Genomic DNA, 26,417 nt, shown 5'->3' with positions numbered 1-26,417 from the left:
GAGCATGTCTCAGCCTTCCACCTTCTCGACCAGCACCTTGTAGTGGGCCTTCTCTGCATCCAACGGCTCTTCGGCCAGGACCTTGTGGCCGTCGTTCCGCAGGCTCATCGGCACGTTCTTGATCGGCTCGCCCGCGTCCAGCCAGACCTCCAGCCTCTCGCCCGCCTCCATCATCTCGAGCTTCAGCTTGGTCTTGACGTAATTGAGGGGGCAGGCCACCCCGCGGAGGTCATAGACCGGGGCCGCCGGCTCGGAGACCGTTGGCTGCGTGGTTGCCGGCTGGGAAGCCGGCGCCGGCTCGGCGGCGGACGGCTGCCCGCCTCCCGACGCCTCGGCCTGCTTCAGCTTCAGGTCCTTCCCCATCTCCTCCGTGGCGGCCTTGCAGGCCTCCACGAAGCCGCGGGCGAAGGCCAGCTTGGCCTGGACGAATTCCGGCGTGACGTCTTTCGGGCCCAGGTCTCCGACCTGTTCACTCAAATTCCGGTAGGAGGCGGGGACAACGCCTTTACTTGTCAGATGCCGCTCGAACTCGGCGAGGGTCTCGGCATCGGTGGCGGGATCGAGGCCCTCGGTCACCAGCAGGGCCTTGGCCCCGGCCAACACCGCCCGATAGGCCTTGTTCACCGCGAAGGCGTGCTGGTGTTTCTCCGCTTGGAGGCGTGCCTGGTACAGCTCCTGCTCCGCCTCCAGGATGCGGTTGTCAATCATCTCCAAGGCCCCGCCGGCACACTCGCCCGGGCCGAGATCCTCCAGCACGAATTCGTCTTCCCCCTCCCAATCGTAGTAATAGCCTGGGGCCTCCTCGAAGGCCGGAACGATCGTGTAGGGAATCATCTCGTCCTTGAGGGCCGACTTCCCCGCCCGAAGGATGAAGGTCTGCAGATTCTCCCCCGGCTTGCGGTCGCGGCGGTAGACCTCGATCAGGTGCGAGACGGCGGCCGGCACGTTCTTGGCCGGCAGCTTGACCGTCATCTGACCGATCCGGGCCGTCCCGTTCACCTGCCCGCCCAGGTGCAGCTCATAGTGGGGGGCCACGTGGTCGCCGAGGCGCTTGCCCACCCCGTGCAGCCCGATCGTCGCAATGTGGTGCTGGGCGCAGGAGTTGTGGCAGCCGCTGATCTTGACGGTCACGTCCTTGAGATCCTCGGGCACCCGGCCGGGCGGGAAGATCTCCGCCATGGCGCGGGCCAGCCCCTTGGAGGAGGTAATCCCGAGGCCGCAGGTGTCCGTACCCGGACAGGCGATGATGTCCTCGACCTGTTCCGCGCCGGGGTCCGCCAAGCCCTGGGCGGCCAGCTCGCGATGGAGGTCCTCCAATTTGGACTCGGGCACCCACCGGACGATCAGGTTCTGGTTGATGGTGGTCCGCAGGTTGCCGTTGGAGTACCGCTCGGCCAAGTCGGCCATGTGGTACATCTGGGGCGACGTGATGTCTCCCATCGGGAGCTTGATGAGCACGGCGGCGTAGCCGGGCTGCCGCTGCCGGATCACGTTGGTCCGCCTCCACGTGGCGTAGGCGGTTTCCGGGTCGGCGTGGCCGTTGCCTCCGCCGTTCCTCTGGCCGTTCCCGCCCTTGAGGGAGGTCGGCATGATGAGCGGCGGCTCGTCCTGGTGTTGAAGGAGCCTGATCGGGCTCCGGTCGGGCCTCGCGTGCCCCATGGCGACGTAGGCCTCCTCCCAGCGCCGCTTGAACTCCTCGAAGCCCAGCTTCTCGATTACGAACTTCATCCGGGCCTTGTGGCGGTTCTTGCGGTTGCCCAGCGTGTCGAAGACCTTGATCACGGCCTCGATCGTCGGGATCAGCTCGTCCATCGGGACGAACTCGCGCAGCACCTGGGCGATCCGGGGCGTGGAGCCGAGCCCGCCGCCCACGACCATCCGGAAGCCCATGGTCCCGTCCTCGCGCCTGGCGGCCAGGAGCCCGACGTCGTGGATCGGAGTCAGGGCGCAGTCATGGCGGCAGCCGGAGAAGGCGATCTTGAACTTCCGCGGCAGGCTCTGGTTCAGCGGATTGCGGAGCAGGTGCAGGGCCACGGTCTTGGCGTAGGGTGTCACGTCGAAGACCTCGCCCTGGCAGACCCCGGCCAGGTGGCAGGCGGTCACGTTGCGCACGGTGTTGGCGCAGGCCTCGCGGGTCGTCAGCCCGACTTCCGCCAGCCGCCGCATCATGGTGCCCACGTCGTTCAGATCCGCGAAGTGGAGCTGGATGTCCTGGCGCGTGGTCACGTGGCCGACGCCGGTCGTGTAGGTCTCGGCCAGTTGCGCAACCCGCCGGATCTGGTTGGCGGTCAAGCCGCCGAACGGAATCTTGATCCGGAACATCTGCACTCCGGGCTGGCGCTGGCCGTAGATCCCGTGCTGGAGGCGGAACGGCTTGAAGATGTCGGTCGAGACCTCGCCGGCGTTGACGCGGGCCACTTCCGCTTCAAACGCCTCGATTTCCTCGAGGATCGCGGGCGGGATGGGGGTCGTCTGTATCTCGACTGGATGGGTCGTTTGGGGAGTCATAGGAATTTCTCCATGAAGGTCGTGTAATTGGCGGCTTTAAATCCATCAACCGTCAATGTATCAATCCAACAATCGTCAATTCTTTAGATGTGGTACATCAACGCCCGTTCCTGCTCCAGTTGCTGCTGGCGGTCGGCCAGCTCCTGGAGCGTCACGGCTCCCAATACCTCCATCTCGGCTTGCCGGACCCGCTCCCAGACATTGGCCAGCAGGAGTTCCGGCTTCGCCTGCTCCCCGGCACGGCGCGGGCCGACTCGATGTCCCGACGGGCGAGACAGGGATCCGTCCAGGGCTTCCACGATCTCGGCCAACGAAATCTCCGCCGGCAGCTTGCTCAACAGATACCCGCCCTGCGCTCCCCGGAGACTGTCTACGATCCCTGCGTTTTTCATGGCGTGCAGCACCTGCTCCAGGAATCGCAGCGGGATCGCCTGGCGGCGGGCAATGGCCTTGGCCTGGACCGGCGCCGTGCCGTTATGCGCGGCCAGATCGAGAGCCGCCATGATACCGTAAGTCGCCTTCTGTGAGACCTTCATGATATTTGAGTATTCCGATAGGAAATGAAATTCGCGACTATCCTACAGTGAAGCCCCCCGCACCGTCAAGCGATTTTTTGACCGCCCCCCTTGCTAGGCCGTAAGGACCGGCAATCCGGATTCCTCCCGCCTCGCACCGGCGATTCTCGTCGGTGAGATCCTCCTTTCCTCACCGCACTCTTTCATCGAGGACCGGCATCGCGCCGTTTCGAGATCACGACTCAGTCATGCCCGCCTCCCGGAAAATTTCTACTTCAGAAGAGAGACGCTCGAGCGTCGCCACGTTCCCATGATCTTGTCCTCCATCGCCGACCGTGCGCGGCCGGTTGTTCCTCCACGGCTCGCCAAACATCGGCACGGTGCCCCGCATTTTGTGGCCGCCCTTGCGAGTTGCTCCATGTGGTTCCGTCGAAATCCATCAGGATCGTTGCGGTTTTGGGTTGGCATCTTCGTTGCGTGCCACGCGCGATACTATCGGGGGATTTTCCCGATTGACATCGTTCGACCCTTGGAGCATACTCCGGCCCTCTTCGCTCCCTCTGCGACTGGTGTCCGCACATGACCGTTCGAACATCCGTCTTCAGCCTGCTCCTTCTCGCGACCGACTCGGACCTCCAGATGCAGTTCAAACACGACCTCCAGGAGGCCTCGGTCACGGTCGTGAAAGACTGGGCCTCCCTGCAACGGGCGGCCGCCAGGCGCACCTATGACGGCGTGATCGTGGAGACCAAACGGGGGCAGTCCCATGAACTGGCTGAGGTTCAGCGCTTGATCAATCCACACAGGACGTTCCTCGTCACCGGATCACGATCCGTGCTCCGCCACGCCCCGGGCATCCTGCGATCCTGGGTCAACGGCAACGGGCACCCCCAGGCCGGGGTCGATCTGGAAGGGTACATCGAGTCCAAGCTCGGCGGGTTCGTCAAAGAGATGAAAAATGGAACCGCCCGGAATCTCCACCCGATGCTGGTCAAGGCCGTCGAGCGTCCCCTGATCGCCCGGGTCCTGAGCGAAACGAACGGGAACCAGATTCAAGCCGCCCATGTCCTGGGCATGAACCGCAATACGCTTCGAAAAAAAATCAAGGAGCTCCGGATCACGGTCAGCCGGGGAAAGGCCCGGCAGGCCTGAGATGAACCCCATCGGACCTGACCAGCCTGCCTCGCAAGAGGCCCCATAAGGAGGAGGCACGATGACGAAGGAAGAGTTGATCGCAAAAATGGCGACATCGGCGGGGATCACGAAGGTCGCCGCGGGCAGTGCGCTGGACGCGTTCACCGGCGCGGTCACGGCCACGCTGAAGAAAGGCCAGCGGATCAGCCTCGTGAACTTCGGCACCTTCTCTGTGGGGCGGCGGAAAGCCCGGACGGGTCGCAATCCCCGCACCGGCGAGGCGTTGCGAATTCCGGCTGCGCGGGTCCCAAAATTCTCACCCGGCAAGGGTCTGCGGGCCGCCGTTCGCTAGGCCGGCAGAAACCTCCTAACTCCTTCTTCTTTGTGACGTTCTTGACACTGCGGGCAGGGCTATATTAGCATGGCCGCGGACGTTAGGCGCGTAGCTCAGGGGGAGAGCGCTACCTTGACACGGTAGAGGTCGACGGTTCAAGACCGTCCGCGCCTACCATCCGACCGAGGGCATCGGACCGCCAGGCTCCGGATGCGGTTCTGATGCCTTTTCTTGTTTGAAACGATGCCGATCGGAACCCAACAGATTGCCGTCACCCTGCCGGGCGGAGCCGCCCGACAGGTCCCGTCCGGCTGCACCGCCGAGCAGGCCCTGCGCGAGGCCGGCGCGCTGACTCCTGACGCCTTCGCGGTCAAGGTGAACGGGGTCGCCAGAGACCTCGCCACGATCCTGACCGAGGACGCGGCCCTGGAGCCGCTCGCCTTCGATTCGCCGGAGGGGAAAGAGGTCTACCGTCACAGCAGCACCCACATCATGGCCCAGGCGGTCAAGGAAGTGTTCCCCTCCGCCCAGCTCACGATCGGGCCGGCCATCGAGGACGGGTTCTACTATGACTTCGCGTTCGAGCGGCCGTTCACTCCGGAGGACCTCGAAAAAATCGAGGCGCGCGCCCGCGAGATCATCAAGGCGAACCGCCCGTTCAAGCGTCTGGAAATGCCGAGGAAGGAAGCCGCTGCTTTCTTCCGGCAGCGTGGGGAGCCTTACAAGGCCGAGATCCTCGAATCCATCGAGGAGGAGGTCGCATCGCTCTACGACCAGGGCGGCTTCATCGACCTCTGCCGAGGGCCGCACCTGCCCTCGACCGGCCGGGTCGGAGCCATCAAGCTCGTCTCCAGCGCCGGTGCCTACTGGCGGGGCGACGAGCGCAACCCGATGCTCCAGCGGATCTACGGCACCTCGTTCCCGACCCAGGCCGAGCTGGATGCCCACCTGGCCAAGCTCGAGGAGATCAAGCGGCGCGACCACCGGCGGCTGGGCAGGGAGCTGGACCTGATCACGATCCAGGACGAAATCGGGCCCGGGCTCGTGTTGTGGCATCCCAAGGGGGCGCTCGTCCGCCTCCTGATCGAAAACTTCTGGCGCGAGCAGCACCTCAGGCAGGGTTACGAGCTGGTCTATTCGCCGCACGTGGCACGGCTGGACCTCTGGCGCACCAGCGGGCACGTGGACTACTACCGCGAGAACATGTTCGCGCCGATGAAGCTGGAAGCCAGCGAGTACCAGCTCAAACCCATGAACTGCCCGTTCCACATCATGATCTACAAGTCCCACCTGCGGAGCTACCGGGACCTGCCGATCCGGTACGGCGAGCTGGGCACGGTGTACCGTTACGAACGGACGGGCGTGCTGCACGGGCTCCTGCGCGTGCGGGGATTCACACAGGACGACGCCCACCTGTTCTGCCGGCCCGACCAGATCGAACCGGAAGTCAGCCGCGTGCTGGACTTCACGTTCTTCGTCCTGCGCACCTTCGGCTTCTCCGAGTTCGAGGTGTACCTCTCCACCAGGCCGGAGAAGGCCGTGGGCTCGGCGGACAACTGGGCCCAGGCCACCGGCGCGCTGGAGGCGGCGCTGAAGGGGCGGGGAGTGGCGTACCGGGTCGACCCCGGCGAAGGGGTCTTCTACGGCCCCAAGATCGACATCAAGATCAAGGACGTGCTCGGCCGGGCCTGGCAGTGCTCGACCGTGCAAGTGGACTTCAACAATCCCCAGCGTTTCGAGCTGACCTACACGGGCGAGGACGGGAGGGCCCACCAGCCGATCATGATCCACCGCGCGCTCATGGGTTCGATCGAGCGCTTCTTCGGGATCCTCCTCGAGCACTATGCGGGCGCCTTCCCGACCTGGCTGGCCCCGGTCCAGGCCGTCGTGCTCCCGATCAGCGAACACCAGTTGGATTACGCCCACTCCGTCGCCGAGCGGCTCCGGGCCGCGGGACTGCGCGTGGACGTGGATGCGCGCAACGAGAAGGCGGGCTACAAGATCCGCGAGGCGGAGAAGGCCAAGATTCCCTACATGCTCGTCGTCGGTGCGCGCGAGAAGCAGGAGGGAAAGGTCTCCGTCCGCAAGCGTGGCGGCGAGCAGCTTGCGGCCCCACTGTCCCAGGCGGAAGTGCTCGCCACGATCCAGGCCGACATCGCCCAGGCGATGTCGCTGCAGTCAACCTGACACCAAGAGGTGCCGTATCGTCCCCAAGCTTCGCGTGAATCGTGAAATCCGGATCCCGCAAGTCCGCGTCATCGGTCCCGAAGGGGAGCAGTTGGGCATCATGGCGACCCCCGACGCGTACCGAAAGGCGCTGGATCTGGGCTACGATCTGGTCGAGGTCGCACCCACATCCCAGCCGCCCGTTTGCCGGATCATGGACTACGGGAAGTACAAGTACGAGCTGAGCAAGAAGGAGCACCAAAGCCGCCGGCACCAGAAATCCACGCAGGTCAAGGAGATCAAGCTGCGGCCCCGGACCGACAAGCACGACCTGGAGATCAAGATCCGGCACATGAAGGAATTCCTCGCGGACGGCAACAAGACCAAGGTCACGGTGACGTTTCGCGGACGGGAAATGGCGAACCAGGAAATGGGCCGGGCGGTCATGGACACGGTGATCGCGAGCCTGGGCGAAGTCGGCACCGTGGAGTATGCGCCCCGGTTCGAGGGCCGGAGCCTGATCATGATCGTCGCGCCGAAGGGCTAACGGCTTCCAGCTATAAAACGATAGGAGCAAGAAACATGGCGGGAATGAAACTCAAATCTCACAGCGGGACGAGCAAGCGGTTCAAACGGACCGGCGGGGGGAAACTGATGCGGCGCAAGGCCGGCAAGCGCCACCTCTTGACTTCGAAATCGAGGACGCGCAAGCGCCGGATCACGGGAGCCGCGGCGGTCGACGCCGGTATGCGCCTGGCCGTCAGCCGCCTGTTGCCTTACAACGGATGATGAGGCGAGGGACAAGGGGCGCGAGGCGAGGGAAATGGTTGCCTTTTGCCTCTAGCCCCGTGCCTCGCACCTCGAGCCACAAAGGAGTTTGAAACATGCCTCGCGTAAAAGGCGGGTTCAAGACCAGACAGCGGAGAAAGAAGCGGATCAAGCTGGCGAAAGGCCAGTACGGGGGAAAGAGTCGGCTGTTCCGGACCGCGACGGAGTCCGTGGACAAGGGCCAGGTCTACGCCTACATCGGACGACGGAAGCGCAAGCGGGATTTCCGGCGGCTCTGGGTCACCCGCATCAGCGCAGCCGTCCGGCAGCACGGCCTGACGTACAGCCGGTTCATGAACGCGCTGAAGAAGGCCAACGTCTTGCTGGATCGGAAGGTCCTGTCGGATCTGGCCATCAAAGACCCGGCGGGATTCGACAAGCTGGCTCAGATGGCCAAGGCCGCAGTTGCGTGAAAGAGTGGTCAGGGCGTAACTGGCCACCTTCTTCAGTTCCTTCCGAGCAGCCGGTCGACTTCCAACTCGAACACCACCGTCGGCATCGCAATCTCCCACTGCTCCAGCACCTCCGGGTGAAGCTCGCCGATCAGGCCGGCGGGCCGGCCCTGGATGAGGATGCGCCCCGCCCGGCCTTCGAGGAACGAGGGGTGCCCCGCCGGCTCCAGGGCGTACGCGCAATTCAGATAGAACAGCAGCACGTCCAGGCAGGAATGGGCTTCGGAGAAGTTCGCGTTCGCGTGGGCGATCAACGCGCCCAGGGCCAGGACGGTGCGCGACCCGAGCTCCTGCGTCGAATCCGGCACGGCGGCCTCTCCGACCTCGAACAGCCGGTGCGGGTAAAAGGCCCGGCTGGACGCCGCCTCCACCCGCAACAGCGACGGCGTGATCCACTGTCGCAGGCAGGAATAGCTCTGGGACATGACGTTCTCCACTTCCACGACCTGTCCCCAGGCGCTGTCGGCCAGGCGCATGCGCCCGATCAACTCGGGTCGCGACGCCATGATGTTGGAGATGATCTCTTGAAAGCCGAGCCCGACCATGAGATCGCGGACCTGGTCAGACACCTGCTCCAGCCGTGACAAGCTGCCCACCGTGAACTGGGACGGCATCACCGGCGCGAACGTCCCGTACCCCCGGCTGATGGCGATGTCCTCGACGACGTCGACCGCGTGCATCAGGTCGTTCCGGTACGGGGGAAGCTTGGCGGACAGTTTCCCGCGAGCCGCGCCGACCTCGTACCCGTAGGTTTGCAGGGCCTCCCGCGTCTGCTCCGCGTCCAGGGATTCGCCCAGCGCCGTCTCGACGAGCTTGAGCGGAATGGACCGGGCCTTGCCGAAGTCCAGGGGCGTGCGCACGCTTTTGCCGAACCGGGTCTCGTAGGGATAGACCACCTCGATCGGCTCGATGGCGGCGCCGCGATCCGCCAGGTTGACGGCCAGGATGTTCAGCGTCAGCAGCACCATCGGGAGGTCGGTCCCGGTGACTTCCACGAACAACGCCTGATCCCCCACCTGCACTTCCCCGATCTCCCGGCTGTTGATGACGGGCGGGAGCGAGAGCACCTGCCCCTCCTGATCGGCCAGCAAGGGCAGCCGGTCGCGGCCGGCGAGGATGGGCCCGTACTCCACGCCCTTCGGGTGCACGGCCAGGATCTCCCGCAAGGACAGCTTGTCCTCGAAGCCCAGCGGCGTAAAGCGGGCTTCGTCCGGCTTGACCAGCCGGTAGCTCACCGGAAAGACGATGGAGGGGAGGCGGTACAGACCGATCGAGACGGTTCGGCGCTTGCGGCCGAAGATGTCGGCCAGCTTCTCCTGGACCTGGATGAGCTGAGCCAGCCCGTGCTCCGTCACCCGATACCCGGTGGCGCCGCAGGCCGCCACGAAGGGGCGCACCGACTCCAGGCCAGGCGAGACCACCAGCCGGCGGGCCGGCCTCTGAGAGGCGCGGAAAAACGGATAGGCCGGAGCGGCGCCCGTCAGCTTGACGCGGATCTGCCTGGCCACGCCCTCGCAGGACCAGAGGTCCGGCCGGTTGCTGTCCTGCAGCTCGATGCGCAGTTCCCCGGTCTCGCCGTCCTGGTCCTTCAGCTCTCCCTTCACGAGCGGAAGCCAGGCCTCCAGGTCCTTGGGCGAGACCGAACGGCCCAGGAGCTGCGCGAGATCAGACTGATGAATCGAGATGGTCGGCATGTTCCTAGCGGTGACAGGTGACGGGTGATGGGTGATCAGTGAATCCGGAGAAGCCCCTTTCCTGGCTGACACCCATCACCGATCACCTTCCACCGATCACGGTTTCTCAGAAATGTGCCCGCGTCGTGCGGATCATGTCCAGATCCGCAGAGAACAGGTCGCGGATGTCGTGAATCCCCAGCGCGACCATGGCCATGCGGTCCAGTCCCAATCCCCAGGCGATGACCGGCACGGTCACGCCGAGCGGCAGCGTGACTTCCGGCCGGAAGAGGCCGGCGCCGCCCAGCTCCATCCAACCCAGCTTGGGATGGCGCACGTGCAACTCGACCGAGGGCTCCGTGAAGGGGAAATAGGCGGGAAGGAACCGGCTTTCCTTCGCCTGGGCCACCTCGCGCGCGAACAGGTCCAGGAGGCCCAACAGGGTCCGAAAGTTGATGTCTGAGCCCAGGACGATGCCCTCGATCTGGAAAAAATCCGTGGCGTGGGTGGCGTCCGCCTGGTCGTACCGGAAGCACCGGGCGATGGAAAAGTACTTGCCCGGGACCTTGGGGCCTGCGGCCACCGTGCGGGCCGAGACCGCCGTCCCCTGGCTCCGCAACACCAGGCGGCGGGCGCGCGCCAAGTCGTAGTCATAGCCCCAGCCGGTCGAGCCCGTGTCGCCCCCGTCACGATGGACGGCCGCCACCCGTGCAAGGAACGGCTCGTGCGAGCCGTCTTCGCGCGCGTGGGTCGGCTGCTTGACGAAGTACACGTCGTGGATCGCGCGGGCCGGGTGGAACTGCGGCATGTACAGGGCGTCCATGTTCCAGAATTCGGTTTCGACTAGGGGGCCGCGCATCTCCTCGAACCCCATGCTCGCGAACTTGTGTTTGACCTGGTCCAGGAACTCGCGATAGGGGTGCCGCTTGCCGGTCGGAACGCGCGGCGGACGGAGGCTGATCGTGTATTTGCGGAAGCGCTTGGTCCGCCAGGACCCGTCCTTGAGGAGCTCCGGCGTGAGCTGAGACACTTCCTCCAGGGGGCCTGCCTCCGAGACGAGTTGCGCGACGGCCGCCCCCTCCTGGGTCAGCCGGTACCAGCGCTCGACCCGGTCGTCGATCCGGAAGGGTTCCTGGGCGTTCCCCCGCTTGACCGCATGCTGCTCGATCACCCGGCGCGTGGGCTCCGGAAACGAGTCGAGCTTCTTGGACGTGCCCTGCAGATCCCGCAGCAGCGCGCGGAGCGATTCGGCGGTGGGGCTCGGGGCCCCCGTGGCTTCGATGAAGCCGCCCGGCACGATCCTGACCGCCCCTTCCTTCTTCAGGGCCCCGACCGCGCCGCTCACCTCGCTGGGTTCCAGCCCCTCCCGGGCCTGGATGTCCTGGATGGTGAGCCGCTTCCCGGTCTTGCTTGCGTCCCGCAGGGCCGAGAGGATCCGCTCCACCGGCGAATACTTCTCGAAGTACCGCTTGCCGATCGGGGTGAGGGACGCCAGGCGGACGACGGTTTCCTGCTGGACGGCGAGCAAGCCCTTGGTCAGCAGCCACCCGATCGCCATGCTGACCTGCGCCAGCTCGAGCGACGCGGCCTGGGCCAGCTCCTCTTCCTTCAGGGACCCGGACGGGGACTGGGCTTGACGGTCGCGGAGCGAGGTCAGGACCTTGATTTCCAGCGGATGCAGGCTGCTGATGAGGGAAGAGGGATCCACCGTGCCTCACGCCCTCCCGCCGGCCGCAGCGCCCGCGCCCCTGATCCCTTTGCGCGCGGCCTGGGCGGCCTGCCGCATCGCCTTGATCGTGGCGCCATAGTCCGCGCTGGAGAAGATAGCCGATCCGGAGACGAAGATGTCCGCGCCCGCCCGGGCGATTTGGGCGGCGTTTTCCACCTTGACTCCGCCGTCCACCTCGAGCAGGGCCGCGCTGCCGCTCCGGTTGATGATCTGTCGGGCGCGAGAGATTTTCTCGAGCGTCGAGGCGATGAAGTGCTGGCCGCCGAACCCCGGGTTGACGGTCATGACGAGCAGCAGATCCACGTCTCCGATGACGCCCTCGATGGCGTTGAGCGGGGTCGCCGGGTTGAGCGAGACCCCCGCCTTCACGCCCCGTTCCTTGATGGACTGGATCGTGCGATGCAGGTGCGGGCACGTTTCCACGTGGACCGTCAGGTAATCGGCCCCGGCGTTGGCGAACTCCGGGATGAAGGCGTCCGGGTTGGTCATCATCAGGTGCACGTCCAGCGGCAGCTTCGTGACCTTCCGGAGGGCCTCCACAATCGGCGGCCCCACGGTGAGGTTCGGCACGAAATGCCCGTCCATCACGTCGATGTGGAGCAAATCGGCTCCGCCCTTCTCCACGCGGGACACCTCGTCTGAAAGACGGGCAAAATCGGCGGAGAGGATGGACGGGGCGATGCGGACGCCTGGACGAGTCATGAACGGTCGGCCTTTCGGAGCCGGGCGGCGAAGAAGGCATCCATGGAACGGGTATTGAACAGGGTCGAGAAGTCCCCCCGGCCGGTCAGCAGATCGCGGGCGGCCTCCGGCAGCCAGGGTCCGGCGGGCTCCCGCCGGAACTCCGCGTGCGTCCTGCAGAATTGCTCGATGACGTCCTCGTTTTCATCCGGCTCGGTGGAGCAGGTACTATAGACCAACACTCCGCCGCGTCGCAAGAGGCGCGCCACCCGATCAAGCATCGCCAATTGCCTCGTCTGATGCGTCGGCAGCAGCCGTTCCTCCTTCTGCCATTTGCCTTCGGGATGCCGCCGCAGCACGCCCAGTCCGGAGCAGGGGGCGTCCAGCAGGATCCGGTCGAAAGGCCGCTCGGGCAGCTCCGTCCCGACCAGCCGGGACAGGTCCTCAGCCGCGTCCGCCACGACCGGCGTGATGATCCGGATGCCGAGCCGCCGGCAATTCTCCTCCAGCAACCGGAGCCGCGGCTGGCTCCGGTCCATCGCCACGATCTGCCCGCGGTTCTGCATCAGCGCGGCCAGATGCGTGGCCTTGCCGCCTGGCGCCGCACAGGCGTCCAGCACCAGCTCGCCCGGCTGCGGGTCCAGGATCGGCGCCACCAACTGTCCCCCCTCGTCCTCGACGTAACAGAGCCCCCGACGGAATTGATCCAATTCCGCCACCGGCCCGCACTTCTCCAACACGAGGCCGACCGGGCTGACGGCCGTCGGGTTGACGGCATATCCGGCCCGGACCAGCTCCTCGGCCAGGGCCCCGCGGGCCACCCGCAGGGTATTGGCACGCAGGGTCAGCGGCGGGATCGTGAGCGCGGCGCGGCACAGGCCCTCAGCCCGCGCCAGCCCGTGCCGGTCGATCCAGCGCGCCGCCAGCCAGACCGGACAGGAGTAGCGGACGGCCAGGGCCTGGCCCGCATCAACCGACGGGTCCGGCCAGGGAGGAGCGGGGGCCCGCAGCAGGCTCCGGAGGACGGCGTTCACGTACCCGCTCCAGTCCCGGCCGAGCGACGGCCGAGCCGATTTGACCAGGCCTACCGACTCGTTCACGGCCGCCGAGGCGGGAATCTTCTGGAGGTGCAGCAGTTGATAGGCGGCGAGGCGGAGCGCGATCCTGACGGGGAGCGGCAGGCGCTCGATCGGCCGGTCCGATACGGGCGCGAGCCGCCAGTCGAGCGTGGCCCGATGTCGCAGGACGCCGTAGACCAGCTCCGTGCAGAGGGCCCGCTCGCGCCCATCGAACGGGCGACGTTCCAGCACGCGAGCCAGCGCCTCGTCGGCGAAGTCGTGACGCCGCTCGACGAGCGTCAGCACCTCGAGCGCCGCGGACCTGGCCCCTTTCCGGATCGGAGACGACACGGGCAATGGAGAAGCCGGCGCCATAGACGGGACGGACCGACGAGTCAGCTCGCCTGGGCCGGTGCCGTCGCGGCACCGAGCACCGCTCCCGGCGCAAGCCGATGTCCGGCCAGGTACTGGGTCACCGTCATGCGGCGGCTGTTCGCCGGCTGGAGCTCCGTGACGGCCAGCAGCCCGCGACCGGTTGCGACGAGGAGGCGATCCTTCTCCACCGCCACGATCGTTCCGGGGGGCGCGGAGCCGGAAGGTCCGTCGGCGACCGAGGCCTGCCACAGGATCCAGCGATCCTTGCCCGCATAGGTAAAGGCGCCGGGCCAGGGAGACAGCCCGCGGACGCGGTTGGCGATGGCCTGGGCGTCCAGCGTCCAGGCGATGAGGCCGTCGTCCTTCTCGAGCCGTGGAGCCATCGTGGCCTGGGCATGGTCCTGGGGGCGTGGCGTCACGGTGCCGTCCCGCAGGCAGCGCAACGTTTCGATCAGGAGCCTTCCGCCCACCTCGGCCAGCCGGACCGACAGGGAACCGGCCGTGTCGTCGGCCCGGATCGGCACGATCTCCTGCAGGAGGATGGCGCCCGTATCCATCCCCTCGTCCATCCGCATCGTGGTGATGCCGGTCTCCCGCTCGCCGTTGATGATGGCCCACTGGATCGGGCCGGCCCCCCGGTACTTCGGCAGCAGGGAGGCGTGCACGTTCACGCAGCCCTTGGGAGGGATCGCGAGGATCGCCGGAGAGAGGATGCGCCCGAACGCCGCCACCGCGACGAGATCGGGCCGCCAGGCCCGCAGGGCGTCCAGGAAGGCCGGGTCCTTCATCTTGGCCGGCTGCAGCAGCGGGAGCCCCTCGCGCAGGCAGACCCGCTTGACCGGGGAGGCGACCACTTCGTGTCTGCGTCCCTTCGGCCGGTCCGGCTGGGTGACGACGCCGACGACCTCGAACCCGTCCGACTCCCTGTGCCGCAACAGGGCTTCCAGCGAGGGGACTGCGAACTCCGGCGTGCCCATGAACACGAGGCGCATGGCGCAGCTTTAACACGCCAATGGGCCGAAATCAACCGACGCCGCGGGCAGAGAGCGCACCCTTGACAGCACTGTGAAAATCCACTAGGCTTCCCCCCTCTTTTACCGTCTCCTGGATCATCGGCCTCATCGCTTCAGAGGTAGGGATCCAATGGCTTTCCATTCTTCCTGGCTGACGGGATTCGCCCCCTTCCTCGCCCCTCCCCCTGTCGTCCCCAACCGGCCGAGCCTCGTTAACCTCGCCCCCGCACCCGCCCGAGTTCGGGGGGGCGCATGAAGATCGAGCAGGTCCGCTGGGCCCCTGCGAAGGGATGGGAACCGACCGGCCCCGGTTCGCTCGGCTCCGCAGTGCAACTGGTCCTCGTTTTCGGAAGCTCCGCGATCCTCAAAAACCGGACCTTGTTTGACGAAATCCGACGCGGCTACCCGCACGCCCATCTCCTCGGTTGCTCCACCGCGGGCGAGATCTGCGGCACGCATGTCTTCGACGACTCGCTGGTGCTCACGGCGGTCCATTTCGAGCACACCTGGCTCAAGGGCGCACGGATCAGCATCGAACACGAGGAGAGCAGCTTCTCGGCGGGCAAGCATCTCGCGGAATCGCTCGACCACCGGGGTCTCGCCCATGTGCTCGTGCTCTCCGAGGGGCTCAAGATCAACGGCAGCGAGCTGGTCAAGGGACTGACCCAACACCTGCCCGAGCACGTCACGGTGACGGGCGGCCTCTCCGGGGACGGGGCCAGCTTCCGCGAGACCTTCGTCGTGTGGGACGACCTTCCGCGGCCTCACATCATCGCGGTCCTTGGACTCTACGGAGACCGGCTCAAAGTCGGGTATGGCTCCCTTGGAGGCTGGGACCCCTTCGGACCCGAGCGGCTGATCACTCGATCGAAGGGGAACGTTCTTTATGAAGTGGACGGCAAATCGGCCCTCGGCCTCTACAAGACGTATCTCGGCGAGCATGCAGATGGCCTTCCGGCCACCGGGCTCCTGTTTCCCCTGAGCCTGCGGATCGGCGGGGGAGAGACCGGGGTCGTGCGCACCATTCTCTCGGTCGACGAATCGAACCAGAGCATGACGTTCGCAGGCGACGTCCCCGAAGGGGCTTACGTGCGGCTCATGAAGGCCAACTTCGACCGACTGATCGACGGGGCCATCGGAGCCGCAAGGACCAGCGCCCAGTCCTTGGGGACGATGTCGCCCGAGCTGGCTGTTCTGATCAGCTGCGTCGGACGGAAACTGGTCCTGAAGCAGCGGATCGAAGAGGAGGTGGAAGGGGTCCGCGACGTGCTGGGGCGCCACACGGTGCTGACCGGCTTTTACTCTTACGGGGAAATCTCGCCGTTCAATCCGAGCGCCCGTTGCGAGCTGCACAACCAGACCATGACCATCACCGCGTTGGCCGAGCAATGACCATGCTGCCCTACCACAGCCTGCTGAAGCGCCAATTGAAGCGGTTCTTCGGAAGCCTCGACTCGGTGCCGCCCGAATGGCGGCCCTTCGTGGAGGCGGTGGACAAGGCCTATCGGGAAGCCGACGCCGACCGGAGCATGCTCGAGCGCTCCCTGGACCTGAGCTCCCAGGAGCTGCTCCAGTCGAATTCAGAGCTGCGCGCGATCGTCCAGGCCTTTCCGGACATCTTCTTCCGGCTGGACGCAGCCGGCACGATCCTCGAGTACAAGGCCGGGAGCGTGGCAGACTTTTACCTCCCTCCCGAGCGATTGCTAGGCAAGCGGATCCAGGACGTCCCTCTGGGGGACATCGGCAGCCGCTTCGAGGACGCCCTCGCCCGGCTGCGTAAAAGGGGGGGCTCGATCCTGAGCCTGGAGTACGCCCTGGTGGTCTACGGACGGAACGAGTTTTACGAGGCCCGGCTCGTTCCGCTGCGGGGCGAGCAGATCCTGGTCATCGTGCGCAACATCACCGAGCGCAGGCGCGCCGAGGAGCTGCGGCTCCGCCAGAACCGGGTGCTGGAACTGCTCGCGGCGGGCCATCCGCTCCACGTCGTGTTGGAAGCCCTGGTCCGCAGCGTCGAGGAACAGTTCCCCTCGATGCTCTGCTCGATCCTGTTGCTGGACAAGAGCGGGCGGCATCTCCGGCACGGGGCGGCTCCGAGCCTGCCAGGCGACTACTGCCGAGCCATTGACGGCATCGCGATCGGGCCGACCGTCGGCTCCTGCGGGACCGCGGCCTTTCTGGGAGAAACGGTGATCGTCGAGGACATCGCAACCGATCCCCTGTGGGCCAAGCATCGTGAGCTTCCCCTCCGGCACGGACTGCGGGCCTGTTGGTCCAAGCCCATCCTGGCCACCAACGGCCAGGTGCTGGGGACCTTCGCGATGTACTACCGGGAGCCGCGCAAGCCGGCCTCCGACGACCTCCAACTGGTCGAGGCGGCCGTGCACATCGCCAAGGTCGCCATCGAGCGCCGGCAAGCCGAGGAGTCGCTGCGGCTGAGCGAGGAAAGCCTACGCCAGGCGCAAAAGATGGAGGCGGTCGGAAAGCTCGCCGGGGGGATCGCCCACGACTTCAACAACCTGTTGACGGTCATCATCGGCTACAGCGAGACGCTCCTCCGCAAACTGATCCCGAAAGACCCGCTGCGCAGGAGCGCGGAGCAAATCCGGCAGGCGGCCGAACGGGCCACGTCGCTGACGAACCAGTTGCTGGCCTTCAGCCGCAAGCAGGTCCTGCAGCCGAAGGTCCTGGACCTGAACCTCCTGGTGACCAACATGGAAACGATGCTCCGCCGGCTGATCGGGGAGCACATCAAGATGGTCTCTTCGCTGTGCCCCGAGCTTTGGCTGGTGCAGGCCGACCCGGGGCAGCTTGAACAGGTGATCCTGAACCTGGCGCTGAACGCCCGTGATGCCATGGAACAGGGCGGTCAACTGACCATCCACACCGACAACGTCGAGTTGGACGCGCGTTACGACCATCCGCACGGCTCCATGCCGCCGGGCCCCTACGTCAAGCTGGCGGTGAGCGACACCGGGTGCGGGATGAGTCCCGAGACCCAGGCCCGCCTCTTCGAGCCGTTCTTCACCACGAAAGGGCCCGGCAAGGGGACCGGGATGGGACTTGCCACCGTCTACGGCATCGTCAGGCAGAGCAACGGGGGCATCGTCGTCACGAGTGCGCCGGGGCAGGGCTCGACTTTCACCATCTACTTGCCGAGAGCCGAGGGGACTCCCGCCACATTCTCCTCCGGCCCGGAGATCGAAGAAGCCCCGAGCGGGTTGGAAACGGTCCTCCTGGTGGAAGACGAGGACGGAGTGCGGACGCTCGCCCGCGAGGTCCTCGAGGAGAGCGGATACACCGTGCTGGAAGCCGCGAACGGCTTCGAGGCGATGGCCATCAGCGAGCGGTGCGCCGGGCCGATTCACCTGCTGATCACCGACGTCGTGATGCCGGGGATGAGCGGCCGGGAACTGGCCCAACGGTTCGAGGTCGTTCGACCCGAGGCCAAGGTCCTCTTCATTTCCGGCTACACGGACGACGCGATCGGGCATCACGGCATCCTCGATCAAGCGACGGCCTTTCTCCAGAAACCGTTCACGCCGGCCGCGATCCTCAAAAAGGTTCGTGAAACGCTCGTCGGCCGCTCAACTCAATGAAGGCCTTGTCCTCACCTTGACTTCGTTTAGGTCTCGTTGATAGTATCCGGCCGCGGGGTGGAGCAGCCTGGTAGCTCGTTGGGCTCATAACCCAAAGGTCGAAGGTTCAAATCCTTCCCCCGCAACCAACCTTTCTCGGGCAAGCGCCACAGGCCAGTTGGACATCCGAATCCGGACATCGTCGGCACGTCGGCTCCGCCCCTCCAAGAGAGGGAGGGTCGCACGGGGAGGATTGGCTCTCGCTGGCCTTTCCTTGCCGCTCTTCTTGTCCGGCTGCCTCTTCTCGCTGCTGACCGCCGCCGGGAGCGGCGACACGAAGGCGGTCCTCGATGCACTCGGCGAGGGCACCGACGTCAATGCCGCCGTGCCCCTCGTCGGCACCCGTGCGCTGACCCTGGCCGCGGCGCACGGCCATCTCGACACGGTCCGCGCCCTGCTGGACAAGGGAGCGGACGTCAACGCCTCCGACCTGACCGGCTGGACCCCCCTCCACGCCGCCGCCTACAAGGGCGACCCAGAGGTCATCCAACTGCTGGTGGAGAAGGGCGCCCTCGTCTCGGCGTCGAACTGGTACACCCCCACCCCTCTGGCCGTGGCCGAGAGCCTGGAGCATGGCCCAGCCGTGGAGACGCTCAAGAAGCTGGCTCCGAGCGGCGCGCCTGCCGCATCGGTCCCCAACTGACGATCAGCAGTTGCCCTCTTTCGCCGTCCACTCACGCAGGACGTGCTTGGCGTCGAACGTCAGGGTGTAGTCCACGCAGGACTCGACGCCGAAGGGCGGGTCGGGGTTGTAGCTGAGATGGCGGTAGGTCCAGAGGGTGGTCCCGTTCTCCAGTCTCGCTTCCTTGACCGGCGCGCCGAACCGTTCCTTCACCTCCTCCTGCGTCGCCTGCCCCCTGGCTGATTCCAGGTAGGGCATCATCATGGGCGTTCCGCAGCCGACGAGCAGGGTCAGCGCGGCGAGGACGAGGGGCGTCTGGAATGTTTCCTTCATGGGGGAACGGGTGCGGGGGAGTCGTGCGTCGGACTAATCCTTCAGATAGAAGTACATCTTGACGCCGGCGACCTCCAGCAGGTCTCCATCCTTGAGGTCGCTGCGGCCCTGGACCGGGGTGCCGTTGAGCAGGATCTTCTTGCCCTCTTCCGACATGCTGACGTTGTAGCTGTCGCTGCGCCGCCCGATCAAGGCCGCCACCTTGGGGGCGAACCAGCCGGTGAGCCGGACCGTCGCCCCGTCCTGGGAGCCGATGATCGCCAGGCGCCCGGTGAGCTGGTATTCCTTGCGATCCGTCTGTCCGGAGACCACCTGCAGCACGCCGACCTTTTCCCTCGGCTTGGCGGGAGCCGTTGCCTGCTCGGCCTTCAACAGCTCCCGTTGCTTCTGCGTATCCAGGATCACGGTCTTGTCCGAGTCGAAGGCCTTGGGCGGCGAGGGGGGCGGCGCGGCCCTGGCTTCGTCCTGGTACAGGAGCAGGTGCTTGCCGATGAGCACCCGGTCATGGTCCTGCAACGGCCGCTTCTCGATCCGCTTGTCGTTGACGAACGTGCCGTTCGTGCTGCCCAGGTCTTCGATGACGTAGGCGCCCTCCTCCTGGACGATGCGCGCGTGGTGCCCCGACACCGCCGGGTTGTCGATGACCAGGTCGTTGTCCGGCTTCCGGCCGATCGTGAGCTGCGGCCGGTCGAGCTGAATCTCCTTGAGCACGGCCTCGTTGAATTTGAGGAAGATCTTCGGCATACCGCTCTCCAAGCCTACGATGACCACATCGCGGCCCACCGACGGCGAATCGTCGTCCAGATCCGACCGCGGGACGAAGTCCGCAAAGCCACCAGAACCACCGTCGTGTTGTCCTCTCCGCCCGCCCCGTTCGCCAGGCGCACCAACTCGTCGCAGGCCGCCTGCGGATCCCCCTCGCCCCGGAGGACATTCATGATATCACCCGATTTGACTCCCCGCGTCAAGCCGTCCGAGCAGAGGAGCAGCCGGTCGCCCTGCATCAACGGGAGCTCGTCCAGATCGACCTCGACCGATTCCTCGACGCCCAGGGCCCTCGTCACGATATTGCGCTGGGGAGACAGCTCCGCCTCCTCCTCGGTGAGCAGGCCGCGCCGCACCTGCTCGGCCACCAGCGAATGGTCGGCGGTCAGCGGCTCCAGGCTGTCGCCCCGGACCAGGTAGAGGCGGCTGTCGCCCACGTGCGCGACCGAGAGGACTTGATTCGTGATCAGGGCGGAGACGACCGTCGTGCCCATGCCGGCCTGCTCCGGCTTGATCTGCGCGGCTCCGTGAATGATTTGGTTGGCGAGCCGGATCGCGCTGGCCAGCCGGTTCGTCCTGGGGGAGAAGCGATCGTCGTACTGGCCGATCACGGGGCGACCGACCCCGTCCCGCGCCTCCAACAGGTGTTTCTGGATGACCTCCACCGCCAGGTGGCTGGCCACCTCCCCGGCGTTTTGCCCCCCCATCCCGTCACAGACGACGAACAGGCCCAGCCCCGGGTCTGCGCAAAAACTGTCCTCGTTGTGGGCCCGCTTGAGCCCGACGTCGGTCCTGGCCCCGAACGCGATGTCCATCGTCATGGCTCCCGTCAATCACCCGGCGAGCGTCTGCAGGCAGGCCCGCAGGTCCCGCGCCATGTCCTTCCCCCGCTGGTACCGCTGCGCCGCGTCCTTCTGCAGCGCCCGGTCCACCACGGCCTGACAGCAGGACGGGAGCTCGGCCCGGACCTGATTCGGAGTCGGGTGGGGCTGGTTGGCGATCTGGAACAGGAGGGTCGCCACGCTCTCGGCCTGGAACGGCTTCTCGCCGGTCAGCAACTCGAAGAGCACCACCCCCAGCGAGAAAAGGTCCGAGCGCCCGTCCACCTTGGTGCCGGCCACCTGCTCGGGCGACATGTAGCTGGGCGTGCCGAGCACGACGCCGGTCTGGGTCTTGGACGAGGCCGCGATCCGCGCGATGCCGAAGTCGGTCACCTTCACGGTCCCGTCCTTCATCAACATGATGTTGGCCGGCTTGATGTCCCGGTGCACGATGCCCTGCCGGTGGGCGTAGTCAAGCGCGTCCGCCACGGTCGCCACGAGCTCCAGCACCTGCGGCACGGGCAGGAGGTTGTCCTTCCGGCAGCGATCCTTGAGGTCCGTGCCGTCCAGCACCTCCATCGCGATGTAGCCGAGCTCCTGCTCCTCACCCGCGTCGAAGATCGTGACGATGTTGGGGTGGGACAGGCGGCCGGCCGATTCCGCCTCGCGGAAGAACCGCTCCTTCACCCCCGCGACCTGATCCTGGTCCACCTCGTCCAGCCGCATCGTCTTGATGGCCACGGACCGCTGGATTTTGGGGTCCTTGCCCAGATAGACCACACCCATCGCGCCGCGGCCCAGCTCCTTGACGACCTCGTAGCGGCCCAGCGTCGGCCTGATCCCCGCGCTTTCCACCAGCACCGTGCCCTCCGGCCCGGCCTTTTTGAGCCCGCCGGCGCCGAAGATCAGCGTTTCCCCGACTTCCTTCAACCGTGCGATCCGCTTCCCCACGTCCTTGTAGGACCGGTCCTCGGTCTGGATGTGCTCGTAGACAGCGACCGCCTTGTTGAACATCCGCTTCCGCTCGAAGTCCAGCCCCAGGTTGTAGAGCAATCCCTTCACGGACCCGTCCAGCGGGCACCTGCGGAACTTCTCAAAGGCCAGGTCCAGCATCCCTTGGCCCTGGAACGAGAGTCCCAGCATCTTGTTGGTCTCGATCGAGTCCGCTTCAGCCAGCTCCTGCCGCTGCTCGGTCAGGAAGAACCGCTTGGCTCCGACCACGAGGTAGCCCGCCACGAGCAGCAGGCCGGCCGGGGCGACTGAGAGCACGGAGCCGGAGGAGACGTACAGAAACGAGGCGAAGGCGGCCAGCGCGATCAACGTCACGAGCACCGCGAGCCCCGCGAGTCTCATGGTCAGGCGCGGCAGGCCCGCGACCAGAAAGGCTCCGACGAGCACGAGCGTCCCCAGCTCGCACATGGGCGCCCAGTCCGGGACGGAGAGGAAGTTCTGCGCGAGGATGTTCTGGGCCACGTTGGCCACGACCTCGACGCCGGGAACGGCTTGCGCCACGGGCGTTGCGTGACGGTCCGCCGCCCCGCCGGCCAGGAGGCCCACGAGCACGAGCTTCCCGCGGAACGTGGCCGGCAGCGCCTCGCCGGTGAGGACCGCATGGGCCGGAACGGTCTTGAAGGTGCCGGCCGGCCCGTTGAAGCTGACCGGCAGCCGGAGCGAGAGATCGGTGGGAATCGGCACGGCCCCGACCGAGACCCGGCTGCCCAACTGGACGCGCACCTGGTCGGCCGGCTGGTCGAGGAAGGCGGTCACGGTGCGCAACGCCAGCGAGGGGTAGAAGCGGCCGCGGTACTCCACGAGCAGCAGGTCCCGGCGCAGGACCCCGTCCCCGTCCGGGCGGAGGGCCAGGTGGCCGGAGGCCAGCCTCTCGTGCTGGAAGGCGGGGAGGGGCGGGATCAGCTTCCGGGCCTCGACGGGCGGAAAGAGCAGCCGGTCGCCGGGATTCTCGACGAGGCTGGTGGCGCTGGCCAGGATCGGCCCGGTCGGCTCCTCGGTCTCGGCTCCCAGCGGCGGGCCGAGCTCGAAGGCGACCGGCAGGACGGCCTGCGGGGTCCGGGCCAGGGCTTCAGCCAGCTTGGTGTCGTGATCCAACCGGATCTCCACCTCGCCGAGATCGTGCAGCAACCCCGCGTAGACCTCCTGGAGCCGCAGGTCGGCGTCCGCCGGCTTGGGCGCAGCGGCAAGGTCCGTCGCCAGCGCCTCCGCCTGCACCGCCAGCTCGCGCCGGATCGCGCGAATCTCCTGCAACCCCTGGCTCTGATCCGGCTCGGACAGGGGGAGGGCCAGGCCGATCACCTTCGCCCCGCTCTCCCGCAGGATGTCGACGAGCTCGCCGATCGTCGTGCGGGGCCAGGGCCAGCGGCCGATGCGGGTCAGGCTGTCGTCGTCCACCCCCACGATCACGATCTGGTCGGACGGCTGGCCGTGGGCCCGCAACGGCGCCAGCAGGTCGTAGGTCAGGGTGTCGAGACGGTGGATGAGGGGCCAGTCCGCGAAGTAGCCGACGAGGACCAGGAGGGAGAGCAGTCCCCCGATCGTCCATTCGGCCAACCGTTGGCGGGAGAGAAGGGTGCCCACAGCTCCCTCTGGAGACGGTGCAGCGTCAGGTCAGGGTAGACAAACATCCCCGGCAAGTCAACGGATCGGGCCTGGCGCGATCGGTGATGCGAGGACGCCGAGAACGAAGACGGTTCAGGGGGCCTGGTCCCCGTAGAGCTGCATCCGGTCACGGACCTGCTTGAGGTAGGCGCTGGTCTCTTCCGGCGTCCGCTGGGTGAGCAGGCTGAAGATCTGCGTGTCGGTCAGGTCCTGCACCCGCACCTGCTTCAGAATTTTGCTCTGGGTGTTCTCCGGCCCCCACTTGAACGCGCAGATCAACAGGTAGTTCTTCTTGTCCCCGTCGTCGAGGGTGGCGAAGAGCTGCTTCCGCAGCAGGCGGAGGTAGGCCGCCCCCAACTCGACGTTGTGGGCCGGATCCAGGAGATATTCATCGTCGAGCACCCGGTCGTCCTTGTAGAGGAAGTTGTAGGCGTCGCGGGCCGCACCGCGGGGCACGAGCTGCATGAGCCCGTAGGTGGGGAGGGGAGACTGGGCCTTGGGATTGAAGAAGGATTCCGTGTGGATGATCGCGTAGAGCAGACGGGGATCCAGCCCGTGCTGCTTGGCGTACGCCGGGACCACGTCCTGGTACTGCTGGGCCCGCTTTTTCACGTGGTCCGGAGCCATCTTGACCCGGGCCGTCACCTGAATCCGCGCCACGCCGTCCCGGGACGGCACCGGCTTCTCGCCCACCACCGCACCCGGCAGGACCTCGTCCTGCACGTAGGCCTTCACCGTCTGTTTGTCCACCGGCTGGCCGGCCCGGCTCACCACCTGGTTCGCCAGCACCGGCTGCCCGGACTTGGCTTCCTGTGAGAAGACCTGCTCGAACTGGCGGAGCATCTTGGCCCAGGCGGCCGGGAGCGCGGCCAGCACCAGCGGCTGCGGGACCCCGGCGACCTCGGCGCGCAGCGAAACGGGCACGGCCAGCGCCCTGCCGGAGCCGGCCGGCCCGGATGCGAGCGCGGCGACCGCGGCCGGCGCCGCCGGCCACGAGCCAGTCTCCCCGACCGGAGCCAGGGCCGTGACCTCCACCGTGCCGTTCTCGAAGTCCACGACGCTCCGCGCCTCGTCGTCGGATGAATAGTCCACCCAGGACGTGGGGGTGGACCGGAGGGCCCGGTCCCACTTCTGCTCGATCTCCCGCTTCCTCTGCTGCCACCGGGCCTCGATCTCCTGCTCCCGCCGTTTCCACTGGGCCTCCATGGCCGTCCGCTTGGCCCGATACTGCTCCTGCACGGCACGGAGCGAGTCGTCGAGCTCCTGTTGCTTCTGCTGGAAGCGTTTGTTGATTTCTTCGAAGGCATCGCCCGCCGAAACGGGGATGGTCGCGACCGATCCCCACAGCGCCGTCGCCAGCGCCAGCCCCCCTGCCAGTCCCATCGCCGATCTGCCCCGCATCGCTCGCCTCCTGCGCTCAGAGTCCGAAGTGCCGCCGCAGCCGTTCCAATTCAGCCGGGTCGTACTTCCTGCGAATCTCCATCTCGCGCTTGAGTGCGGCGATCTCTTCGGAGAGCTCCAGAAAGTCCTTGATCCACTCGCCGGGGATGAACACCTCGATGTCCAGCGGCTTGCAGTAGCGCCCCCGCGCGTCCTGCTCTTCCACGATCGAGTTGGCGAACAGAGCCATCCCCTGTTCGTTGCAAAAGGACAGCAGCGCATGAGGCACGTCGCCCTCGGCAGAGAGACCGGGAGACTGCTGCTCCGGGCATCGTCGGAACCGGAGCGAGTAGGACCGCCGGTTGTGCTCGAACTCCAGAATGTCTTCCTCGCCCTCCTGCTTAGTGACCAGGTTCGGCACCGGATCGCTCACCACCGAGGCGCCGGCCCTGATCCAGCCGGGGGAATGTTTCACCGGCTCGTACATCTCCAAGAGCCGCCGGCCGAGCTCCAGGCTCTGGGCCAGGGCCTTCCGCTTGGCCACCTGCGCGGGGATGTCCCCGGCCACGCGCTTGAGGTCCAACTCCAGCGCACGCAGCCGCTCGTCAAGCGCCCGGCGGAAGGAGACCAGGTCATGGTACTTGTGCTCGATCGGCATGGCGTGATCGGGCGGCAGCCGGCTGTCCATCGGGGTCAAGCTTAGCACCGAGGCCCCTGACAGACAACACTCGAAGGGCTCCGTTGCGCCCGGCCGAGACCCCATTGTAGAGTAGCCCCTCCGACCACCCTTGGCGTGAGGAGATCGTGCAATACCGGCGGCTGGGCAAGACCGGCTATCAGGTGTCCGAGATCGGGTTCGGCGCCTGGGGCATCGGCGGAACCATGTGGGTCGGGGCGGAGGACAAGGAATCCGTCGCCGCCCTCCACGCCGCGATCGACGCCGGCACCAATTTCATTGACACGGCTCTGGTCTATGGGGACGGACACAGCGAGCAGCTCGTCGGGCAGGTGGTGCGGTCCCGCAAGGAGCGGATCTACGTGGCGAGCAAGGTCCCGCCGAAGAACGAGCACTGGCCGGCCCAGCCAGCGGACCGGGCGCAGGACTGTTTTCCCCCCTCCCACATCATCGAGTCCACCGAGCAGAGCCTGCGCAACCTGAAGCTGGACTGCCTCGACCTCCAGCAGCTCCACGTCTGGCGCGACGAATGGATGGAGGACCGGAGCTGGCTGGACGCGCTGCTGCAGTTGAAGGCCCAGGGCAAGGTCCGGGCCATCGGCGTCTCGATCAACGACCATGAGCCGGACTCGGCGCTCAAGCTGGTGACCAGCGGCCTGATTGACACGGTCCAGGTCATCTTCAACATCTTCGACCAGTCTCCCGTGGAGACCCTCTTCCCGGCCTGCCTGCAGCACGACGTGGGCCTGCTGGCCCGCTGCCCATTCGACGAAGGGGGGTTGACCGGCACGATCACGCCCGAAACGACGTTCCCCGCAAGCGACTGGCGGAACGAGTACTTCCGCGGGGACCGCAAGGCCCAGGTGGCGGCGCGCGCCGCCAAGCTCACGCCGCTGCTCGGCGCCGAGGCCAAAACCCTGCCGGAGCTGGCCCTCCGCTACTGCCTGGCCCAGCCGGCGGTCAGCACGGTGATCCCGGGCATGAGGACCAAAAAGCACGTCCAGGCCAACTGCTCGGTCTCGGACGGACGCCGCCTGAGCGAGGGGCTCCTCGCCTCTCTCGGCCGGCACGTCTGGCTGCGGAACTTTTACGACTGAAGGGATCGG

23 protein-coding genes and 2 tRNA genes are annotated in these 26,417 nt (G+C 66.5%); 12 read left to right on the top strand and 13 right to left on the bottom strand.

From position 1 onward, the window contains the following. Positions 1-9: 9 nt before the first annotated feature. Positions 10-2,508, bottom strand: coding sequence for a sulfurtransferase TusA family protein (locus AB1411_04330; GenBank protein ID MEW6542820.1), 2,499 nt, complete (start codon positions 2,506-2,508; stop codon positions 10-12). Positions 2,509-2,591: 83 nt separating this feature from the next. Further along, entirely contained in the window at positions 2,592-3,044 is a 453-nt protein-coding gene (locus AB1411_04325; GenBank protein ID MEW6542819.1) for an Rrf2 family transcriptional regulator, read from the bottom strand. Between the two features lie 558 nt (positions 3,045-3,602). On the opposite strand from AB1411_04325, the gene AB1411_04320 reads away from it, so the two are divergent. From AB1411_04320 to rplT, 7 genes are all read left to right on the top strand, one after another. Continuing rightward, entirely contained in the window at positions 3,603-4,175 is a 573-nt protein-coding gene (locus AB1411_04320) for a helix-turn-helix domain-containing protein (GenBank protein MEW6542818.1), read from the top strand. A gap of 61 nt (positions 4,176-4,236) precedes the next feature. Next, positions 4,237-4,509 carry an HU family DNA-binding protein gene (locus AB1411_04315; protein MEW6542817.1) on the top strand — a complete coding sequence of 91 codons (273 nt, stop codon included), beginning with the start codon at positions 4,237-4,239 and terminating at the stop codon, positions 4,507-4,509. A gap of 84 nt (positions 4,510-4,593) precedes the next feature. After that, positions 4,594-4,668, top strand: a tRNA-Val gene (locus AB1411_04310). 66 nt (positions 4,669-4,734) lie between these two features. Further along, positions 4,735-6,678 carry a threonine--tRNA ligase gene (gene thrS, locus AB1411_04305; GenBank protein MEW6542816.1) on the top strand — a complete coding sequence of 648 codons (1,944 nt, stop codon included), beginning with the start codon at positions 4,735-4,737 and terminating at the stop codon, positions 6,676-6,678. Positions 6,679-6,712: 34 nt separating this feature from the next. Continuing rightward, positions 6,713-7,204: a translation initiation factor IF-3 gene (gene infC / locus AB1411_04300; GenBank protein MEW6542815.1), complete on the top strand. Its 492-nt coding sequence runs from the start codon at positions 6,713-6,715 to the stop codon at positions 7,202-7,204. A gap of 44 nt (positions 7,205-7,248) precedes the next feature. After that, on the top strand, positions 7,249-7,446 hold the full coding sequence (rpmI, locus tag AB1411_04295) for a 50S ribosomal protein L35 (protein MEW6542814.1): 198 nt from the start codon (positions 7,249-7,251) through the stop codon (positions 7,444-7,446). Positions 7,447-7,541: 95 nt separating this feature from the next. Continuing rightward, positions 7,542-7,898, top strand: a complete 357-nt coding sequence (gene rplT / locus AB1411_04290) for a 50S ribosomal protein L20 (protein MEW6542813.1) — start codon at positions 7,542-7,544, stop codon at positions 7,896-7,898. Positions 7,899-7,930: 32 nt separating this feature from the next. On the opposite strand, the gene pheT is transcribed toward rplT, so the two are convergent. The 5 genes from pheT to fmt all read right to left on the bottom strand — a co-directional run bounded on the left by pheT (position 7,931) and on the right by fmt (position 14,445). Beyond that, positions 7,931-9,631, bottom strand: coding sequence for a phenylalanine--tRNA ligase subunit beta (gene pheT / locus AB1411_04285; GenBank protein MEW6542812.1), 1,701 nt, complete (start codon positions 9,629-9,631; stop codon positions 7,931-7,933). Between the two features lie 106 nt (positions 9,632-9,737). Next, positions 9,738-11,318 (bottom strand): phenylalanine--tRNA ligase subunit alpha, encoded by a 1,581-nt coding sequence (locus tag AB1411_04280; GenBank protein MEW6542811.1) that lies wholly within the window; start codon positions 11,316-11,318, stop codon positions 9,738-9,740. Positions 11,319-11,324: 6 nt separating this feature from the next. After that, complete coding sequence (rpe, locus tag AB1411_04275) at positions 11,325-12,041, bottom strand: ribulose-phosphate 3-epimerase (GenBank protein ID MEW6542810.1); 717 nt, start codon at positions 12,039-12,041, stop codon at positions 11,325-11,327. Beyond that, positions 12,038-13,429 carry a 16S rRNA (cytosine(967)-C(5))-methyltransferase RsmB gene (gene rsmB / locus AB1411_04270; protein ID MEW6542809.1) on the bottom strand — a complete coding sequence of 464 codons (1,392 nt, stop codon included), beginning with the start codon at positions 13,427-13,429 and terminating at the stop codon, positions 12,038-12,040. Before rsmB ends, rpe begins: the two co-directional genes overlap by 4 nt. 44 nt (positions 13,430-13,473) lie before the next feature. Continuing rightward, positions 13,474-14,445: a methionyl-tRNA formyltransferase gene (gene fmt, locus AB1411_04265; GenBank protein ID MEW6542808.1), complete on the bottom strand. Its 972-nt coding sequence runs from the start codon at positions 14,443-14,445 to the stop codon at positions 13,474-13,476. Positions 14,446-14,718: 273 nt separating this feature from the next. Here fmt and AB1411_04260 point away from each other — a divergent pair, with 273 nt between their 5' ends. The 4 genes from AB1411_04260 to AB1411_04245 all read left to right on the top strand — a co-directional run bounded on the left by AB1411_04260 (position 14,719) and on the right by AB1411_04245 (position 18,744). Then, positions 14,719-15,858, top strand: a complete 1,140-nt coding sequence (locus tag AB1411_04260; GenBank protein MEW6542807.1) for an FIST N-terminal domain-containing protein — start codon at positions 14,719-14,721, stop codon at positions 15,856-15,858. Beyond that, positions 15,855-18,062: an ATP-binding protein gene (locus AB1411_04255; protein MEW6542806.1), complete on the top strand. Its 2,208-nt coding sequence runs from the start codon at positions 15,855-15,857 to the stop codon at positions 18,060-18,062. The genes AB1411_04260 and AB1411_04255 overlap by 4 nt, the downstream gene beginning before the upstream one ends. Positions 18,063-18,113: 51 nt before the next feature. Further along, positions 18,114-18,190, top strand: a tRNA-Met gene (locus AB1411_04250). Between the two features lie 125 nt (positions 18,191-18,315). Continuing rightward, positions 18,316-18,744, top strand: a complete 429-nt coding sequence (locus tag AB1411_04245; GenBank protein MEW6542805.1) for an ankyrin repeat domain-containing protein — start codon at positions 18,316-18,318, stop codon at positions 18,742-18,744. 3 nt (positions 18,745-18,747) lie between these two features. Here AB1411_04245 and AB1411_04240 read toward each other — a convergent pair whose 3' ends face one another. The 6 genes from AB1411_04240 to AB1411_04215 form a co-directional block, all read right to left on the bottom strand. After that, entirely contained in the window at positions 18,748-19,056 is a 309-nt protein-coding gene (locus tag AB1411_04240; protein ID MEW6542804.1) for a hypothetical protein, read from the bottom strand. Positions 19,057-19,089: 33 nt separating this feature from the next. Then, positions 19,090-19,800, bottom strand: a complete 711-nt coding sequence (locus tag AB1411_04235; GenBank protein MEW6542803.1) for an FHA domain-containing protein — start codon at positions 19,798-19,800, stop codon at positions 19,090-19,092. Positions 19,801-19,814: 14 nt separating this feature from the next. After that, entirely contained in the window at positions 19,815-20,636 is an 822-nt protein-coding gene (locus tag AB1411_04230) for a Stp1/IreP family PP2C-type Ser/Thr phosphatase (protein ID MEW6542802.1), read from the bottom strand. 18 nt (positions 20,637-20,654) lie between these two features. Then, positions 20,655-23,234, bottom strand: a complete 2,580-nt coding sequence (locus AB1411_04225; GenBank protein MEW6542801.1) for a serine/threonine-protein kinase — start codon at positions 23,232-23,234, stop codon at positions 20,655-20,657. Between the two features lie 114 nt (positions 23,235-23,348). Next, complete coding sequence (locus AB1411_04220) at positions 23,349-24,656, bottom strand: transglycosylase SLT domain-containing protein (protein MEW6542800.1); 1,308 nt, start codon at positions 24,654-24,656, stop codon at positions 23,349-23,351. 16 nt (positions 24,657-24,672) lie between these two features. Then, positions 24,673-25,323: a hypothetical protein gene (locus tag AB1411_04215; protein MEW6542799.1), complete on the bottom strand. Its 651-nt coding sequence runs from the start codon at positions 25,321-25,323 to the stop codon at positions 24,673-24,675. A 116-nt stretch (positions 25,324-25,439) separates the two neighbouring features. Here AB1411_04215 and AB1411_04210 point away from each other — a divergent pair, with 116 nt between their 5' ends. Further along, positions 25,440-26,408: an aldo/keto reductase gene (locus AB1411_04210; GenBank protein MEW6542798.1), complete on the top strand. Its 969-nt coding sequence runs from the start codon at positions 25,440-25,442 to the stop codon at positions 26,406-26,408. Positions 26,409-26,417: the final 9 nt, after the last annotated feature.

Source organism: Nitrospirota bacterium (assembly GCA_040757595.1).
Taxonomy (GTDB): domain Bacteria; phylum Nitrospirota; class Nitrospiria; order Nitrospirales; family Nitrospiraceae; genus JBFLWP01.
This window is presented reverse-complemented; position numbering and strand designations above follow the sequence as displayed.